We start from the raw sequence: 15644 nt of genomic DNA, 5'->3' as shown, positions 1-15644 counted from the left end.
GGAGAAGGCAAACTGTTCAACTTTTTGGCGGAAATAGGCATAGCGGATACCCTAAAAGAAAAGACCCCGCTCTCACATACAATGGAGAGCGGGGTCTTCGGGATGGTCATTCATCAATTGGTTTGGACATTGCACCGAAATAGTCTATAACAACGCTGCGAAACGCGATAGCTGCTTTCGAGATATATCTGTTTTTTTGCGACAATAAAGCAATCTCCCGCACAAGTCTCTGATCTTCTATCGGAAGATATGCAATGCGTTGCTGTGGGTTTCTTGCTGTACTTGGTATAAAGGCAAGCCCAATCTCCGCTTCCACTAGTGCGATTAATCTTGCAGGCTCATCTCCTTCATATACATACTTCGGTACAAACCCGACTGATTGGCATTTGGAGTCCACCAGATCACGAATGCCGTATCCTTTTTTCACACCCACAAACCACTCATCCTTAAGCTCTGCTAATGTGATGCTGCTTCGATCCGCATATCGATGACCAAGAGGCACCGCTACTACGATGGGGTCCTCGAATAGGATCTGACAGTCGATATCATCACCTTGGATCGGAGGAGAGGACAGGCAAAAATCGATCTCCCCTCGATGAAGAAGTGTAGACATGTCTTCCAAATTTACCATTTGTACATGAAACTGGGTGTTCGGCTTATTTTTCCGGAATTCCCGCAAGATACCTGGCAATGTGCTTGCTGTGGTGACCGCCAATTGGAGTGTACCGTGATCCGGGTTGGAGAGGTCAGCAATTTCCTGCTTTCCCTGTTCCAATTCGAATAGGGCTTTTTCGGTCCGGCGAAGGAATGTTCTTCCGAATTCGTTTAGCCGCAGCTTTCTGCCCAATCGATCAAATAACGGTGAACCCAAGTCATCCTCCAATCGCTGTATCGTTTTGCTCAGTGAGGATTGAGTGACATGCAACTTACCCGCAGCTTCCGTAACATGTTCACACCGGGCTAACGTCAGAAAATAGCGTAGCTGAAGAAGCTCCATTTCGCACCACTCTCTTATTCCTTTTAGTTCATCAAATCATAACATAAAATGCGTTGGAATAAATAACAGGATTCCATTAAGATGATCACAGAAGAAGGGGGTATATACAAAATGAACGCTCGAAATATATGGTTAATGATATCTGTCGGCTTGGGAATCATGCTGAATCCGTTAAATTCCTCCATGATATCTATAGCCATTGCAAGACTGCAACATGTGTATCAACTTGATGTTACGACCGTTTCGTGGATTATTTTTTCCTTTTACATTGCGAGTGCTGTTGCTCAACCGGTCATGGGCAAGTGCAGTGATCTGTTCGGCCGCAGAAAGATATTCCTTATCGGTCTGGTTGTTGTCTTCGTTTCCTCCATGTTAGCTCCGTTATCTCCCGGCTTTTCTTGGCTCATCGTATTCCGGATCGTTCAATCTGTCGGCACAAGCATGATGGTAGCCGTCGGAATGGCGATTGTAAGAATCCATGTTACTGAGAAACAGGCAGCCGCCTTGTCTGTCCTTGCGATGTTCCTATCCGGAGCAGCAGCGGTAGGCCCTTTTATTGGTGGTGTATTGATTCATTGGTGGGACTGGCCCAGCATATTCCTTGTTAATATTCCATTTGTAATCGCAAGCTTTATCTTCGCCTGGAAAACCATTCCCAAAGAGGAGTCATTCAAATCCACCTCTGGTGACATGTCCATCAGGAAATGGCTCCTGCTGATTGATGCGCCGGGCATACTCTTGTTCACAGTCGCTTTGGTGACTCTGCTAATTAGCTTGCTTTCAGTCAAATCAACCGGACATCTTTCAACATGGCACCTTATGGTAGGGGGGATCGGTTTGATTGCATTAGCAACTTTTATACGACATGAATTGAAAACACCATCCCCCTTTATTCCTCTGCGGGCATTTGCTACATATCCCGAAATGACCTGGGTGAATGTACAATTTATGCTGGTTAACACTCTTTTTTACGCTCTGTTTTTTGGAATACCGTCTTATTTGCAGCAGGTACGTCATCTCAACGAAATTCATACAGGAATAATTATGCTAACCCTCGGTTTATGTTCACTTATCAGTTCTCCTCTCGCAGGACGCTGGATCGACAAATCTGGAACGCGGCTGGCTTTAATCCTTTCTGCAGTGTTAATGACATTTGGGTCCGTATTAATCATCACCTTGAATGAAGCTTCGCCGATGTTCAGTGTAATCCTCGCCTTGGCTGTATTTGGTATAAGTAACGGATTGAATAGCGTCGGCATGCAGGCTGCCCTGTTCAAGAGCACACCAAAAGAAATGATTGGTGTCTCCTCGGGTATTTTTAATACTTCGCGATACCTCGGTACCATTTTGTCGTCATTGTTAATCGGAATCATCATGGGAGATACGTTCAGTGTAATGGGAATCCACTTGCTAGGGGTCATCCTTACTTTATTTTCCACATCTTTGATCATCATGAACTTACGTCCCCAGCGATCCTCGGGCACGCAAGCGTTATAGTTCGGACATAATCAGGATTCAACGTCGAATTAGAACCGCCGCAATGGCGGTTTTTTTGTTTTGAGCTATTTAAAACATCGGATATTCGTCCAATCCTTAGGTGAGGAAGGTAGTCACTTTTCACTTATGATGCCTGTTTAATACAAACAGCCACTTTTTTTAAACGAAATTTAAGATACGCATTAATACAGGGTAAAGTTGGCCTTCTATACTTGCATCTGTGCTTCACAATCCATTCGAGGGAGAGATTTATATCAACCATTCAAGTTCATTAACATCAAATCTAATCAGAAAAACAGCAGTCAGCACACTCGCTCTGGTTCTGACAACATGCCCAATCATGAGTACGGGTAGCGCTACCGCTAAACCATCTCCTGTATCTGCCATTTCACAAGCCACAGGGGATGCTGAAGCTCAGGCGCTTACTCAATACCGAATTCAAGCCCGGCTGGACGAGAAGAAGATGACCTTGCAGAGGAGTGCATCTTTGGCTTTATGAAAGTGGGACAAAATAAGTTCCTTCGTGGTGTTGCTACCGTATTTGTGGATATCTTCCGCGGGGGAAATCAATCGGTTGATCGTGGACAGATGGAAGCCGCCCGTTCCCTGGGACTTCCTTATCGTAAAGCTATGATGAAGATCGTAATTCCTCAGGCAATACGGATTATGATCCCTTCATTTATTAATTAGATGGTTATTACATTGAAAGATACGTCGATCTTATCCGTCATTGGCCTTGTGGAGTTGACGCAATCAGGTAAGATTGTCATCATAACATTGACTAAAATTGCTGACTATCTGGAGGTGAAGGTTCGTCGTGGGTAAAATTAAGGTTGAAGGATTAAAGAAAAGTTTTGTCACGAATTAGGTTCTGAAAGGAAATCGATATGTCGGTCACCGAAGGTGAAGTTGTCTGTGTCACAAAGCACGCGAGAATATTGGTATGGTGTTTCAGCATTTCAACCTGTTTCCTCATTTCAGTGTACTAAAAAATATCATGTTTGCACCCAGAGAACTCGGGATATTAAATGAACGGGAAGCGCGCGATACAGCACTGCGTTTACTTGAGCGGGTTGGTACCAAGTTTGCTGTGCGTACGATTTCTGAGGGTCTGCGTAAAGAGGAGTATGCCAACAATATTCGTACAACAATTATATCGCAAGGAATGGTTACGACTAACCTTCGGATGTAGCTATTAATGAAATGATCATTCGCCCTACAAGTCAGTAGCGGTAATCTAAAAAGAATACTGTCTGCTTAGAGATGAGAATTTGTATAAACGGATAAAAAAGTCTTTTTGAAATAAAAGGGTACAGTTTAATTTTGGAAAATCCGCGCCATGCTGACTCAGCTTGGTGCTATTTGATGTTTTCCGGCGTATGGAATATTTTTCATCCAATCTGACGACAATGGTTAGCAGCACGCGAATAGGCCGGAGGAGTAAGCTTACGGGCTCCGGTACTTTACGCCAATATGTTGAGGAGGGAACCGATTGTGAAGAAAAAAGTGGTAGCGTTCATCCTGGCTTGTCTGGTAGCCTTGACTGCTGTCCCCGTCGGCGGTTGGGCCGAGGAAAGCAAACCTGAAAGCAAGCCCAAGGAGGGTTCTGCGGCTGAGCTGGCTCCCGAGGCTCTCTCAGCGATCCTGATGGATGCGGATACGGGTACAGTCATCTATGAAAAAAATAGCCGTGAAAAGCTTCCACCGGCGAGTATTACCAAAATTATGACTATGCTGCTGACGATGGAGGCTATTCATGATGGCAAACTCAAGCTGACCGACAAAGTACGGGCCAGCGAATATGCGGCTTCGATGGGCGGATCGCAAATTTTTCTGGAGCCGGGAGAAGAAATGACGGTCGATGAGATGCTTAAGGGAGTGGCGATGGCTTCCGGCAACGATGCTTCCGTGGCGATGGCTGAGAAAATTGCGGGCTCTGAGCAGGCTTTTGTCGAATTGATGAATGCCAAGGCGCAGCAGCTTGGTTTAAAGGATACCCATTTTGCCAATTGCAACGGTTTGCCGGTAAAAAATCACTATTCTTCTGCGCATGATATTGCGGTCATGAGCCGTGAACTGCTGAAATATCCTCAAATTACAAAATATACAGGAGCGTATCAGGACTATTTACGCAAATCCTCGGCCAAGCCGTTTTGGTTGGTGAATACGAATAAGCTGGTTCGTTTCTATACAGGAGCGGACGGGCTGAAAACAGGCTATACAGGGGAAGCGAAATTTTGCCTTTCCGCTACTGCCAAGCGTGATGGTATGCGTGTAGTCGCTGTCGTACTTGGCGAACCGAATACTAAAACACGTAACAATGAAGTATCTTCCATGTTCGATTATGCTTTTTCCCAATACACGATGAAATCAGTGTACAAGCCGGGTGACCTGCTGGGAAGCGTGAAAGTCGAGAAGGGTGTACTGCCGGAGCTGAAAATTCAGGCAGATCGTTCCTACAGTGTGCTGGTGAAAAAGGGAGGAACGAAGGAAACACTGCGTCATGAGCTGCAACTCGCTCCAAGTCTGAAAGCTCCTGTCCGTGCAGGTGATCCGGTCGGCAAGCTGGTTGTCTATCAGGATGGTAAACGGCTCAAGGCGTTTAACATAACCGCACCCGTAGCGGTGGAGAAGGCTGGATGGTGGAAATTGTTTAAACGTACCATGTCGAATCTGTTTTCTTTGTAGATTTTAAGGGGTTTTCTTCTAGTTTTGTCGGAGGGCAGGAATCGTCTGCGGCTGCGTAGAAATCCTTGTCCAAGACCGGGAGGAGAGTGAGTAAGCATGAACCTGCAAATTGAAATGGAGCATCACCGGGGGGTGCTGATTGTAAGGCTATCCGGTGAGCTTGATCACCATACGTCGGACATGGTCCGTATGCAAATGGATGAGGCGATTCAGCGCCGCCAATGCGAGCATATCGTGCTCAGCTTGAAGAATCTCCAGTTTATGGATAGCTCCGGCCTTGGCGTTATCTTGGGACGTTACAAGCTGATTAAACAAAAGGGCGGGAAGATGGCTGTCTGTGATGTCAATCCGCCGGTACACCGACTGCTGGATATGTCAGGCTTGTTTAAAATCATGCTTGTATATGAAAACGAGGGAAATGCGCTCACGGAACTGGAGGTGGTGTCATGAGAGAAAGTACAGGAAACAATTTCATGAGCTTGCAGTTTGCCGCCAAATCCGAGAATGAAGCGTTTGCCCGCGTCGCTGTCGCTGCCTTTATTTCCCGGCTTGATCCGACGATGGACGAGCTAAGCGATCTGAAAACCGTAGTGTCCGAGGCGGTGACGAACAGTATTATTCACGGCTATGACAGCGATCCGTCTGGAGTCGTGACGATTAAGGTTGGGATTGAAACGGACGTGGTTACATTGGTGATTGAAGATGCAGGAAGAGGGATTGAGGATTTGGAGCTGGCGAAGCAGCCACTGTATACGTCGAAGCCTGAATTGGAACGGTCCGGCATGGGTTTTACCATTATGGAAAATTTCATGGATGAGTTTGAAGCAGTCAGTGAGCCGGGCGGAGGCACGTCGGTCCGGATGAAGAAAAGGATTGAATCCAAGAAAGCTTTATATAATTAGGGGTTGATCCTATGGAAGCAGGAGGAAAAAAAACTTCGAACAGCTATTTGGAGGATGCGGAAGTCAAACGGCTCATTGCACTGAGTCAATCCGGTGATAATGATGCCCGTGAGACGCTAGTCAATAGTAATATCCGGCTCGTCTGGTCTGTCGTGCAGCGCTTTATGAACCGGGGATATGAACCTGACGATCTTTTTCAGATCGGCTGTATCGGTTTGTTAAAATCGGTGGACAAATTCGATCTAAGCTATGAAGTCAAATTTTCAACGTATGCGGTCCCGATGATTATTGGGGAAATTCAACGTTTTCTGCGCGATGACGGCACGCTCAAGGTTAGCCGCTCCTTAAAGGAGACGGCCAATAAGGTCCGCAAAATGAAGGACGAGCTGTCCAAACGGCTGAACCGTTTACCTACGATCAAGGAAGTCGCAGATGAACTGGGAGTTACACCAGAGGATGTTGTTTTTGCCCAGGAGGCTAACAAGCCGCCAACCTCGATTCACGAAACGGTGTTCGAAAATGACGGTGATCCGATTACGCTCATGGATCAGATTGCTGATGAATCGCAGGAGCGATGGTTTGATAAGCTGGCACTGAATGAGGCTATCGGCGGGCTGACTGAGCGGGAACGGCTCATTGTATACCTGCGTTATTATCGCGATCAGACCCAATCGGAGGTCGCAAGCCGACTTGGTATTTCCCAGGTGCAGGTATCGCGGCTGGAAAAAAAGATTTTGCAGTCGATTCGCGATCAGATTGCTCAATAATATCGGTTAGGAATTTTGCTGAATCCTCATGCCTGTGTAATTCAAAAGGGTATTCCCAAGCCATGTTAATGGTCAGGAATACTCTTTTTGCGTGGAGAAAAAGAAAGTACACGGAATATGTTTCTTGGCTTCGCCTCATACTAAGGTAATTACGAGGATAAGGAGGGGATCGGATGACTCATAATCCGGCTCCTACAGTGGCTCCCATAGTCTATTTACGTCTCCGCAGTCGTGTACGCATGTCACAGGGGCATGACTTGCGTTTGGGAGATGTAGCCCATCTGCTGGCAGATCCCGAATGGGAAAACGATCTGCTGGAGCTTGTTCTCAAGCGGCCGCAGCAGCAGGACGGTAATCTGATACTGGTGGACATGCTGCAAATCATTTCGAAAATTAGAGAACGCATTCCGGGTGTCGTCGTGGAATCTCTCGGCAAGCCGCATGTGCTTGTGGAAATCGTGGAGAAACCGCGTAAGCCATCCAGAATATTGTTTGTTCTGGTATGGTTGCTTCTGTTCTTTGGATCTGCGCTCACGATTATGAATTTCCACGCTGACGTCAGCATGATGGAGGTGCAGGTGCGGATTGTTGAGATGATTACCGGACACAAGGATGAGCATCCATATCTGTTCCAGATTGCGTATTCGATCGGCATCGGCTTCGGCATGATTGTGTTCTTTAATCATTTGTTCAAAAAAACATGGAACGAGGAGCCGACGCCGCTGGAAGTGGAAATGTATCTGTACCAGGAAAACGTGGATCAGTACGTTGTGGCGGAGGAATATGAAAAGATGGCCCGCATGCATACGAAGGATAAGCGCCGATGATGATGTATGTACAGGGTGTACTTCAGATCATTTTAGGTATCGCTGGAGGCTTAGCGGTGGGTGGTGGTGTGATCGCACTTTTTATTGTGCTGGATATGATTCCTCGGCTGGCACAGCTTACCCGTACCTATAAAAAATCACGAGCATATGAAAAATCTATGATTTTGGGTTCAGTGGTGGGAACGGTGGCAGATTTTTGGAATATTTGCTTGCCGTTGCCGGGCGTACTTACGTGGATACCGGGGTTGTTTTGCGGAGTGTTTATCGGTTTACTTGCCGCAGCACTGACGGAGGTACTGAATCTCTTGCCTATACTCGCCAAGCGGCTCCATATGACCGTGTATATGTTTGGCTTGCTGATGGCGATGGTGCTGGGTAAGGTGACGGGTTCGTTTTTTGACTGGTTCGTATACAACCGATAACGAGGAAAGTGAAGGGGGCAAGAGATATGGAGCATAGACCGGATCAAGATCATCAAGATCATCAGGAGGACGGAGCCATCGGAAATGAAGGTTATACTGCTGGCAAGGAAGAAATGAGCCCGTGGAAAAAAAGGCAGGCACAGGAGTCAGCACATTTTAAGCATAAAAAAGAGAGTGAGCGCTCTGATAACGTAGAGGAATCCGTCCGCTATTGGCAGGGTAAGGATGATATATCGCCAAGGATGAAGGATAATCGGGAAACGCTTAAAGCAGTAATCGGTCTGGGGGAGACCTTTGACGTCGTATTCAGGGAGATGACACTAGGTGGGCGTCATATCGGCTATCTGTTTCTGAATACCTTTGCCAAGGACCAAGTCATGGTTGAAGTGCTAAAGCGGCTCACCTATCTAACACCGGATGATCTGTCTACGGATGGACTGCAATCGTATTTTGAAAATTATATTCCGCATATTCAGGTGGAAAAGAGCGAAAAAATGTCGGTTGTCATCAACAAGGTGCTGACAGGCTATAGCGCCTTCTTTATGGAAGGTGAGCGCTTTTCGGTCATTTTGGATACCCGTAATTACCCGGTACGCAATCCCGAGGAGCCGTCACTGGAGCGCGTCGTACGCGGTGCCCGTGACGGCTTTACAGAGACGATGCTGACAAATGTGGGTCTGGTTCGCCGCCGTTTGCGGGACCCCGGCCTTAAATTTGAGGCGATGCAGGTTGGTCGCCGCACCCGGACAGACGTATGCTTGGGCTACATTGATGATATCGTGGATAAAGTGATGGTGGATACCGTACGCGACAAAATTAAAAACGTCGATCTGGACGGCATCCCGCTGGCGGATAAGCAATTAGAGGAGACGATAATTAATAAAGGCTGGAATCCATATCCATTAGTGCGATATTCGGAGCGACCAGATGTCGTGGCTTCGCATATTATGGAAGGACGACTCGTTATTTTCGTCGATACCTCACCCAGCGTGATGATTTTGCCTACCACCTTTTTTGACCTTTGTCAGCATGCAGAAGAGAATCGGCAAACGGCTTTTATGGGGAGCTATTTGCGCTGGGTTCGCTTTATAGGGATTTTTGCCTCGATGTTTTTGCTTCCGATGTGGCTGCTTATGGTCATCAATCCTGAGCTAAAACCGGCGTTTCTCGATTTTATCGGTCCTCAAAAGGAAGCCCATCTTCCGTTGATCGCCCAGTTTATCATTGTGGAGCTAGGGGTCGATCTCATGCGCATGGCGGCTGTCCATACACCGACACCGCTGGCTTCCGCGATGGGCTTGATCGCCGCCATTTTGGTCGGGGATATTGCGGTCAAAACGGGACTGTTCGTCAACGAAGTTGTGCTGTATATGGCTGTGGCTGCTATCGGGATGTTCGCAACACCGAGCTATGAATTGGGATTGGCGAATCGGCTAATCCGGCTGTTTTTGCTGATCTCTGTGGCTATTTTTCACGTTCCAGGTTTTGTTGTAGGCACCACACTGATCATTTTGATGCTGACACTGCACCGGTCATACAATTCTTCCTACCTGTGGCCGTTTATTCCTTTTAATGCCAAGGCGCTGGCTTCCATCTTATTCCGTATGCCTGTGCTGAATGCGCCTAACCGTCCGTCATCTAACAAAACGCGGGACAATACGCGCATGCCGAACACGGATGCAAGCACGGATTCGAACTCTGGCAACAGGCAAGAACATTAATATAAATGATCTGCATAAAAATCCATTCTTCTTGATGCTTTTTTTGCTATACTGGTGTTAACATTCGATGGAATATGACTTTGTTTGTTCCAGAAAGAGAGGCGCCAGAACATGTATTTGCATGGAAGCAGTAAAATTAACAGCAATGGACATTTGGAGATTGGCGGATGTGATACAACGTTATTGAAGGAGCGTTTTGGAACACCGCTATATATTGTAGATGAACAGTTAGTACGCCAGCGTTGCCGGGAGTTTATAGAAGCTTTTCGTGAAACCGGGTTGAAGTTTCAAGTCGCATATGCAAGCAAAGCATTTTGCGTAATGGCGATGTGTGCTTTGGCTGCAGAAGAAGGGATGTCGCTCGACGTCGTTTCCAGTGGAGAGCTGTTCACCGCGCTGCAAGCTGGATTTCCGGCAGAGCGAATCCATTTTCACGGCAACAACAAAACACCGGAAGAAATTGAAATGGCGCTAGATGCGCAAATTGGTTGCTTCGTGGTCGACAGCGAGATGGAGCTGCATTTGCTTCAGGCCCTTGCCTCCGAGCGGAAACAGCAGGTAAATATTTTATTGCGGGTTACACCGGGGGTTGAAGCGCATACGCACGAATATATGGCCACAGGCCAAGAGGATTCAAAGTTCGGTTTTGACATTGCGAACGGTACAGCACGCCATGCGGTGGAGCAGGCTATCAGGCTGGATCATCTGAACTTACTGGGGGTACATTCCCATATCGGATCGCAAATTTTTGAAGTGAACGGCTTCCAAATGGCTGCCGAACGGGTTGCCGCTTTTTCCAGAGAAATCAAGGAGCAGCTTCAGTTTTCTTTCAAGGTTATTAATCTGGGCGGGGGATTTGGCATTCGTTACACAGAAGAGGACACACCACTGAAAATTTCCACCTATGTGCAGGCTATCGGCGAAGCGGTAAAAACTCATTTTTCCGGGCTTTATGATGAGCTTCCAGAAATCTGGATTGAGCCGGGACGCAGTATTGTGGGCGATTCAGGCACAACCTTATACACGGTAGGAAGCATCAAGGATATTCCGCAGGTACGGAAATACGTCTCGGTGGACGGTGGAATGACGGATAATCCGCGTCCAGCGCTATATCAGGCGAGGTATGAAGCCATGCTGGCTAACCGAGCGTACGATGCGAACGAGGAGACGGTATCCATTGCGGGCAAATGCTGTGAAAGCGGTGATATGCTCATTTGGGATGTGGAGCTGCCGCGTCCGACCAACGGGGATTTGCTCGCTGTTGCTTCAACCGGAGCCTACAATTATTCTATGGCGAGTAATTATAACCGGATACGCCGACCAGCGGTTGTATTTGTAAACAATGGAGAGGCCGAGCTGGTGGTGCGCCGGGAAAGCTATGAGGATATCGTTCGGAATGATGTCGTGCCACAGCGCCTGGTTCGTGACCAAGCCGGTTCATCGGTTCATCCCAACGCCAAGATAACGGTTTCTTCCTGATTTTGATAAGCGTGACGAAGTAGACCATTTAGCCGGAAGTAATATACCGGGGATAATGGTCTCTTTTTTTGGACAAGGCTTTGCTAAGCGCGGCAATTCATAGTAAACTGGAACTTGATGCTATTTAGCTTTCAAAACAGGTTGAAAAGGAGCTACAAACAATGAAAAAAGGTAGAATAGATCTTGAAAATGGCGGTATCGTCGAAATTGATTTTTTTCCAGAAGAAGCGCCAAACACGGTTGCTAACTTTGAAAAACTGGCAAACAGCGGCTACTACAACGGCTTGAGCTTTCACCGTGTCATTCCAGGCTTTGTTGCCCAAGGTGGTTGTCCTAATGGAACAGGCACAGGCGGCCCTGGCTACACAATCGACTGCGAAACAGCTACGAACACAACGAAGCATGCCAAGGGCGTTCTGTCCATGGCGCATGCAGGCCGTAACACAGGCGGAAGCCAATTCTTCATCTGCTATGCTCCACAGCCGCATTTGGATGGAGTACATACTGTATTTGGTCAAGTGACCAAAGGTATGGAATTCATTGATGCTGTAAAACAAGGCGACAAAATGAAAGAGGTTAAAGTATTTGACGCGTAATATACCGTTAAATGCATGATCTTTTTGTATAACGTTACACCTAAGCCGTTCTGTCTTTGGACAGGCGGCTTTTTGTTGTCTTTTGTTTGTCGGTTTGCTGTTTTATCGCAATCACGCAGGTATTAAAGTGAATAAAATCACATTCGAAAAGTAAGTGTTGTGATAGCCTTTTCATTAGAATGCATTTTCCATTTTTGGATATGGCTTTTCAAGTACAGTAAGGGTTGCAAAAGAAGGGGGCTTATCACATTGTCTATTTTAACGCGTACAAATCGACTCGGATTTTTTGAAATCCGGCTGGAATCCATTGGTGGACTCGGCGCTAATCTGGCTGGTAAAATGCTGGCCGAAACGGGCGTGCTTGGTCTGGGGCTTAATGCTTCCAATTTTTCGTCCTATGGTTCTGAAAAGAAGGGAACCCCGGTCAAAAGCTTTGTACGGTTCTGTGATCCAGGGGTAGATATCCGTGATCACAGTCCGATCGAGCAACCGCATGTGGTAGGCATTTTTCATGAAACATTGTACAAAACGGTCAATGTCATCAGCGGGCTTCCAGCGGATGGGATCGTTGTGGTCAATTCCACGCGTCCGGCAGAAGAAATACGGGCTGATTTGGGACTGGTATCCGGCACGCTGGCGGTAGTGGATGCCATGGGCATCGCACTGGAGGAGCGGACCAAACTGAATACGTCCATGTTGGGTGCGCTGTTCCGTGTCTGTGATTTTTTGGATCCGGAGGCGATGAGATCGGTTATTCGCAGTACCTTTGAGAAGAAAAATCCACAGTTGGTGGAGCCTAATTTGCGTACGTTTAACCGGGGTTTTGAGGAAATGGAGCTGCACGTATATCCGGTTACGAATGATGCACAGGATCGCATTTTTGAACGGCCGCAGCCTTTGCTGGGGTATGAAACACAACCCTCGGGAGGTGTTATTGCCACACAGGGAAACAGCATGACGAGAGATGTCAGCGGTTCACGTCAGGGCTTTGTGCCTGAATATGAAGCTGATAAATGTACGCATTGTGCCAAGTGTGATTCGATTTGCCCGGATTACTGCTTTGTATGGGAAGAGCAGGCGGACAAACGGGGAAGAATGCTGCCATTTTTGCAAGGGATTGATTACCAGTATTGCAAAGGGTGTCTGAAATGCGTAGATATTTGCCCGTCGGGGGCATTAAGCTCGCGCCGTGAGCAATGGGGATGGGCGGAGCAGCATCGGGTTGCCCATCAGTTTCCGGTATATGAAGGAGGTCGCGTGTAATGGCGAAACTGGAGGAAGAGCTCAAGCAGACAGGCGCCGCACAGGTGACAACGTTCGAATCCGGCAATGAAATGGCGGCTACGGCGGCGGCGCAGATCAATTATCATATGATGGGATATTTTCCAATCACACCATCGACCGAGGTGGCGCAATATCTGGATCAGATGAGAACGAGAGGTCAGCATGACATTAAGCTGGTCGCAGCAGACGGTGAACATGGTTCGGCGGGGATATGCTATGGGGCTGCGGCAGCGGGAGCGAGGGTTGTGAACGCAACAAGTTCGCAAGGCTTCCTGTATATGCTGGAGCAGTTGCCTGTGCAGTCCGGCACTCGTTTTCCTATGGTTATGAATCTGGTGACCCGGGCTATCAGTGGCCCGCTGGATATCCGTGGGGATCATTCGGACTTGTATTATGGATTGAATACGGGCTGGGTGATTTTGGCCGCAAGCACGCCGCAGGCTGTGTATGATATGAACATCATGGCGCTGAAAATCGCAGAGCACAGCGATGTTCGGCTGCCTGTGATGGTCGCTTATGACGGCTTTTACACGTCCCATCAGAAGCGTAAGGTGCAATATTTTGCCGATGCCGAAACCGTGCGCGGTTTTGTGGGGCCGAACCCGAATCTGAATTATCCGAATATTTCCGATTTTGACCATCCGGTTACTGTCGGGGCGCATATGAACGGCGATGACCTGACGAATAATCATGCTCAGTTATCCGAGGCGTTAAAGCTGTCAGAAGGAGTATATGAGCAGGTTGCCGCAGAATATGCCGCATTATCCGGGCGGGAATATCCGATTTTGGATCTCTATCACATGGAGGATGCCGAGGTTGCAGTATTCCTGCTGAATTCGGCGGCTGAATCGGCTAAGGACGTAGCCGATCAACTCCGCGCGCGCGGCATTAAGGCCGGTGTGATTCGTCCGAATATTATTCGGCCGTTTCCGGCCGCGCAGCTGCGTGAGGCATTGCGCCATGTCAAGGCGCTGCTGGTGGGTGAACGTGCGGATTCGTACGGCGCCGATGGCGGTAATTTGACGCACGAAATCAAGGCGGCCTTGCAGGAGGACCCGCTGAATCGGACGCTTGTATTGTGCCGCATTTTTGGCTTGGGCGGCAAGGATTTTTATGCGGAAGACGCTGAGGCGTTCTTCCAGCTTGCAATTGAGGCGGCGGAAGCCGGACGGACCGAGAAGCCTTTTGATTATTATGGGCTTAATCCGGGGTCCCCGGACAAGGTCATGCCGCAGGTTATGCAGCCGCCACGGGGAGATGCGTACCGTACGGGTCTGATTCAGGTTACGCCGGATGAGGCGACCGGTAAGCTCAAGGTCAAGGTACCGCCGCTGCGTTCGCTGACGACCAAACCACGCCGTCTCACGCCGGGTCATGGGGCGTGTCCGGGCTGTGGAGCGCTGTCTGCGTTGGAGCTGTTTTTCAAAGGCATCGAGGGCGATATCGTCGTGCTGTTCCAGACAGGCTGCGTATACGTGGTCACGACAGGTTATCCGTATACATCACACAAGCAACCGATGATTCATAATCTTTTTCAAAATGGGGCTGCTACGCTCTCTGGAGCGCTGGAGGCTTACATGGAGATGAAGCGCCGCAATGAAATTAAGATGGCGGATGATCCGACCTTTATCATGATCAGTGGTGACGGCGGGATGGATATTGGTATGGGTTCTGCAATTGGTGCGGCTCTTCGTAATCATAAGCTGATCATGCTGGAATATGATAACGAGGGGTACATGAATACAGGGTCGCAGCAATCGTACTCGACTCCGGTTGGCCATATGACGAGCACGTCAGGCGTAGGCAAGATGCAAAAAGGCAAGCAGGGCCATCACAAGGATACAGTGCAAATTATGGCTGCCTGCAATATTCCATATGCCTTCACGGCAGCCGAAAGCCATCCGCAGGATATGCTACGCAAAGCGGCCAAAGCACAATGGTATGCGAATAACGTGGGGACGGCTTATGGTAAAATCCTGTGCGCCTGTCCGCTGAACTGGAAATCCGAGGATAGACTGGGTACCAGTATTGTGGGTGCCGCTGTGGAATCTTGTTTCTTCCCGCTGTATGAGATTGAGCAAGGCAGTACGACGATTACGTACAATCCGGAGGACAAGGGAAAACGGATTCCAGCCGCAGAATGGCTCAAATTAATGGGCAAAACAAAACATCTTCTCAAGGAGGAAGCCACGCTGGCTACCTTTGAGCAGGAGATTGAACGCCGCTGGAATATTTTGAAAAAGAAACATGAAATTTCGGAGCTATAATCCAGTTTTTTTGTATAATACACTTTGAACATTGTTATAAGATGTTGCGGTACCGGTTCGATCAAGATTCTTTGCGCTTGTTGCGCGAAGAATCTTTTTTGTCGTTTATGGGATGAAGCATAAAAAATCAGGTAATGATTTCCGATATAGGAGTGGAGGCCTACGTGAAACATGTTGAATTAGTGCTTTCTCTGAAT

Annotated in this window: 14 protein-coding genes and 2 pseudogenes; 15 read left to right on the top strand and 1 reads right to left on the bottom strand. The window is 48.0% G+C overall.

Translation table 11 applies throughout. The features are described 5' to 3' along the window. Positions 1-106: 106 nt before the first annotated feature. Positions 107-997 carry a LysR family transcriptional regulator gene (locus QD47_RS14610; protein WP_044646823.1) on the bottom strand — a complete coding sequence of 297 codons (891 nt, stop codon included), beginning with the start codon at positions 995-997 and terminating at the stop codon, positions 107-109. 111 nt (positions 998-1108) lie between these two features. Between QD47_RS14610 and QD47_RS14605 the strand changes: the two genes are divergently transcribed. The 15 genes and pseudogenes from QD47_RS14605 (at position 1109) to QD47_RS14540 (ending at position 15447) form a co-directional block, all read left to right on the top strand. Further along, a complete protein-coding gene (locus tag QD47_RS14605; RefSeq protein ID WP_044646822.1) occupies positions 1109-2494 on the top strand; it encodes an MFS transporter in 1386 nt (461 codons plus the stop codon). A 340-nt stretch (positions 2495-2834) separates the two neighbouring features. After that, on the top strand, positions 2835-2993 hold the full coding sequence (locus QD47_RS32165) for a hypothetical protein (protein WP_161797178.1): 159 nt from the start codon (positions 2835-2837) through the stop codon (positions 2991-2993). Then, positions 2981-3319, top strand: a pseudogene (locus QD47_RS30780) (ABC transporter permease subunit); the annotation flags it as partial. The gene QD47_RS32165 and the pseudogene QD47_RS30780, both read left to right, overlap by 13 nt. Positions 3320-3365: 46 nt before the next feature. Then, a pseudogene (locus QD47_RS30775) lies at positions 3366-3578 on the top strand (peptide ABC transporter ATP-binding protein); the annotation flags it as partial. 410 nt (positions 3579-3988) lie between these two features. Beyond that, positions 3989-5182 (top strand): D-alanyl-D-alanine carboxypeptidase family protein, encoded by a 1194-nt coding sequence (locus tag QD47_RS14590; RefSeq protein ID WP_044646820.1) that lies wholly within the window; start codon positions 3989-3991, stop codon positions 5180-5182. 96 nt (positions 5183-5278) lie between these two features. Continuing rightward, positions 5279-5632 carry an anti-sigma F factor antagonist gene (spoIIAA, locus tag QD47_RS14585; protein ID WP_044646819.1) on the top strand — a complete coding sequence of 118 codons (354 nt, stop codon included), beginning with the start codon at positions 5279-5281 and terminating at the stop codon, positions 5630-5632. Then, the gene (gene spoIIAB, locus QD47_RS14580; RefSeq protein ID WP_014282156.1) at positions 5629-6084 is read left to right on the top strand and encodes an anti-sigma F factor; all 456 of its coding nucleotides are present in this window, start codon (positions 5629-5631) and stop codon (positions 6082-6084) included. Before spoIIAA ends, spoIIAB begins: the two co-directional genes overlap by 4 nt. 11 nt (positions 6085-6095) lie before the next feature. Next, complete coding sequence (gene sigF / locus QD47_RS14575; protein ID WP_014282155.1) at positions 6096-6851, top strand: RNA polymerase sporulation sigma factor SigF; 756 nt, start codon at positions 6096-6098, stop codon at positions 6849-6851. A 173-nt stretch (positions 6852-7024) separates the two neighbouring features. After that, positions 7025-7678 (top strand): stage V sporulation protein AA, encoded by a 654-nt coding sequence (locus tag QD47_RS14570; protein WP_044646818.1) that lies wholly within the window; start codon positions 7025-7027, stop codon positions 7676-7678. Next, positions 7678-8100: a stage V sporulation protein AB gene (locus QD47_RS14565; protein WP_044646826.1), complete on the top strand. Its 423-nt coding sequence runs from the start codon at positions 7678-7680 to the stop codon at positions 8098-8100. Before QD47_RS14570 ends, QD47_RS14565 begins: the two co-directional genes overlap by 1 nt. Before the next feature lie 26 nt (positions 8101-8126). Beyond that, entirely contained in the window at positions 8127-9821 is a 1695-nt protein-coding gene (locus tag QD47_RS14560; RefSeq protein ID WP_044646817.1) for a spore germination protein, read from the top strand. Between the two features lie 111 nt (positions 9822-9932). After that, positions 9933-11300 (top strand): diaminopimelate decarboxylase, encoded by a 1368-nt coding sequence (lysA, locus tag QD47_RS14555; protein ID WP_044646816.1) that lies wholly within the window; start codon positions 9933-9935, stop codon positions 11298-11300. A 161-nt stretch (positions 11301-11461) separates the two neighbouring features. Beyond that, positions 11462-11896 (top strand): peptidylprolyl isomerase, encoded by a 435-nt coding sequence (locus QD47_RS14550; protein ID WP_014282150.1) that lies wholly within the window; start codon positions 11462-11464, stop codon positions 11894-11896. 249 nt (positions 11897-12145) lie between these two features. Next, positions 12146-13159, top strand: coding sequence for a 2-oxoacid:acceptor oxidoreductase family protein (locus QD47_RS14545; protein WP_044646815.1), 1014 nt, complete (start codon positions 12146-12148; stop codon positions 13157-13159). Then, positions 13159-15447, top strand: coding sequence for a thiamine pyrophosphate-dependent enzyme (locus QD47_RS14540; RefSeq protein ID WP_044646814.1), 2289 nt, complete (start codon positions 13159-13161; stop codon positions 15445-15447). Before QD47_RS14545 ends, QD47_RS14540 begins: the two co-directional genes overlap by 1 nt. Positions 15448-15644 lie beyond the last annotated feature (197 nt).

Origin of the sequence: Paenibacillus terrae (assembly GCF_000943545.1) — a bacterium.
GTDB classification, from domain to species: Bacteria; Bacillota; Bacilli; order Paenibacillales; family Paenibacillaceae; genus Paenibacillus; species Paenibacillus terrae_A.
Note: the sequence above shows the minus strand (reverse complement) of the source record. Positions and strands in the feature narration are given on the sequence as shown.

Excerpts from the sequence above, each read along its gene's own strand:
- QD47_RS14610 (WP_044646823.1), bottom strand. The coding sequence starts at position 997 with ATGGAGCTTCTTCAGCTACGCTATTTTCTGACGTTAGCCCGGTGTGAA.
- QD47_RS14605 (WP_044646822.1), top strand. The coding sequence starts at position 1,109 with ATGAACGCTCGAAATATATGGTTAATGATATCTGTCGGCTTGGGAATC.
- QD47_RS32165 (WP_161797178.1), top strand. The coding sequence starts at position 2,835 with ATGAGTACGGGTAGCGCTACCGCTAAACCATCTCCTGTATCTGCCATT.
- spoIIAA (WP_044646819.1), top strand. The coding sequence starts at position 5,279 with ATGAACCTGCAAATTGAAATGGAGCATCACCGGGGGGTGCTGATTGTA.
- spoIIAB (WP_014282156.1), top strand. The coding sequence starts at position 5,629 with ATGAGAGAAAGTACAGGAAACAATTTCATGAGCTTGCAGTTTGCCGCC.
- sigF (WP_014282155.1), top strand. The coding sequence starts at position 6,096 with ATGGAAGCAGGAGGAAAAAAAACTTCGAACAGCTATTTGGAGGATGCG.
- QD47_RS14570 (WP_044646818.1), top strand. The coding sequence starts at position 7,025 with ATGACTCATAATCCGGCTCCTACAGTGGCTCCCATAGTCTATTTACGT.
- QD47_RS14565 (WP_044646826.1), top strand. The coding sequence starts at position 7,678 with ATGATGTATGTACAGGGTGTACTTCAGATCATTTTAGGTATCGCTGGA.
- QD47_RS14560 (WP_044646817.1), top strand. The coding sequence starts at position 8,127 with ATGGAGCATAGACCGGATCAAGATCATCAAGATCATCAGGAGGACGGA.
- lysA (WP_044646816.1), top strand. The coding sequence starts at position 9,933 with ATGTATTTGCATGGAAGCAGTAAAATTAACAGCAATGGACATTTGGAG.
- QD47_RS14550 (WP_014282150.1), top strand. The coding sequence starts at position 11,462 with ATGAAAAAAGGTAGAATAGATCTTGAAAATGGCGGTATCGTCGAAATT.
- QD47_RS14540 (WP_044646814.1), top strand. The coding sequence starts at position 13,159 with ATGGCGAAACTGGAGGAAGAGCTCAAGCAGACAGGCGCCGCACAGGTG.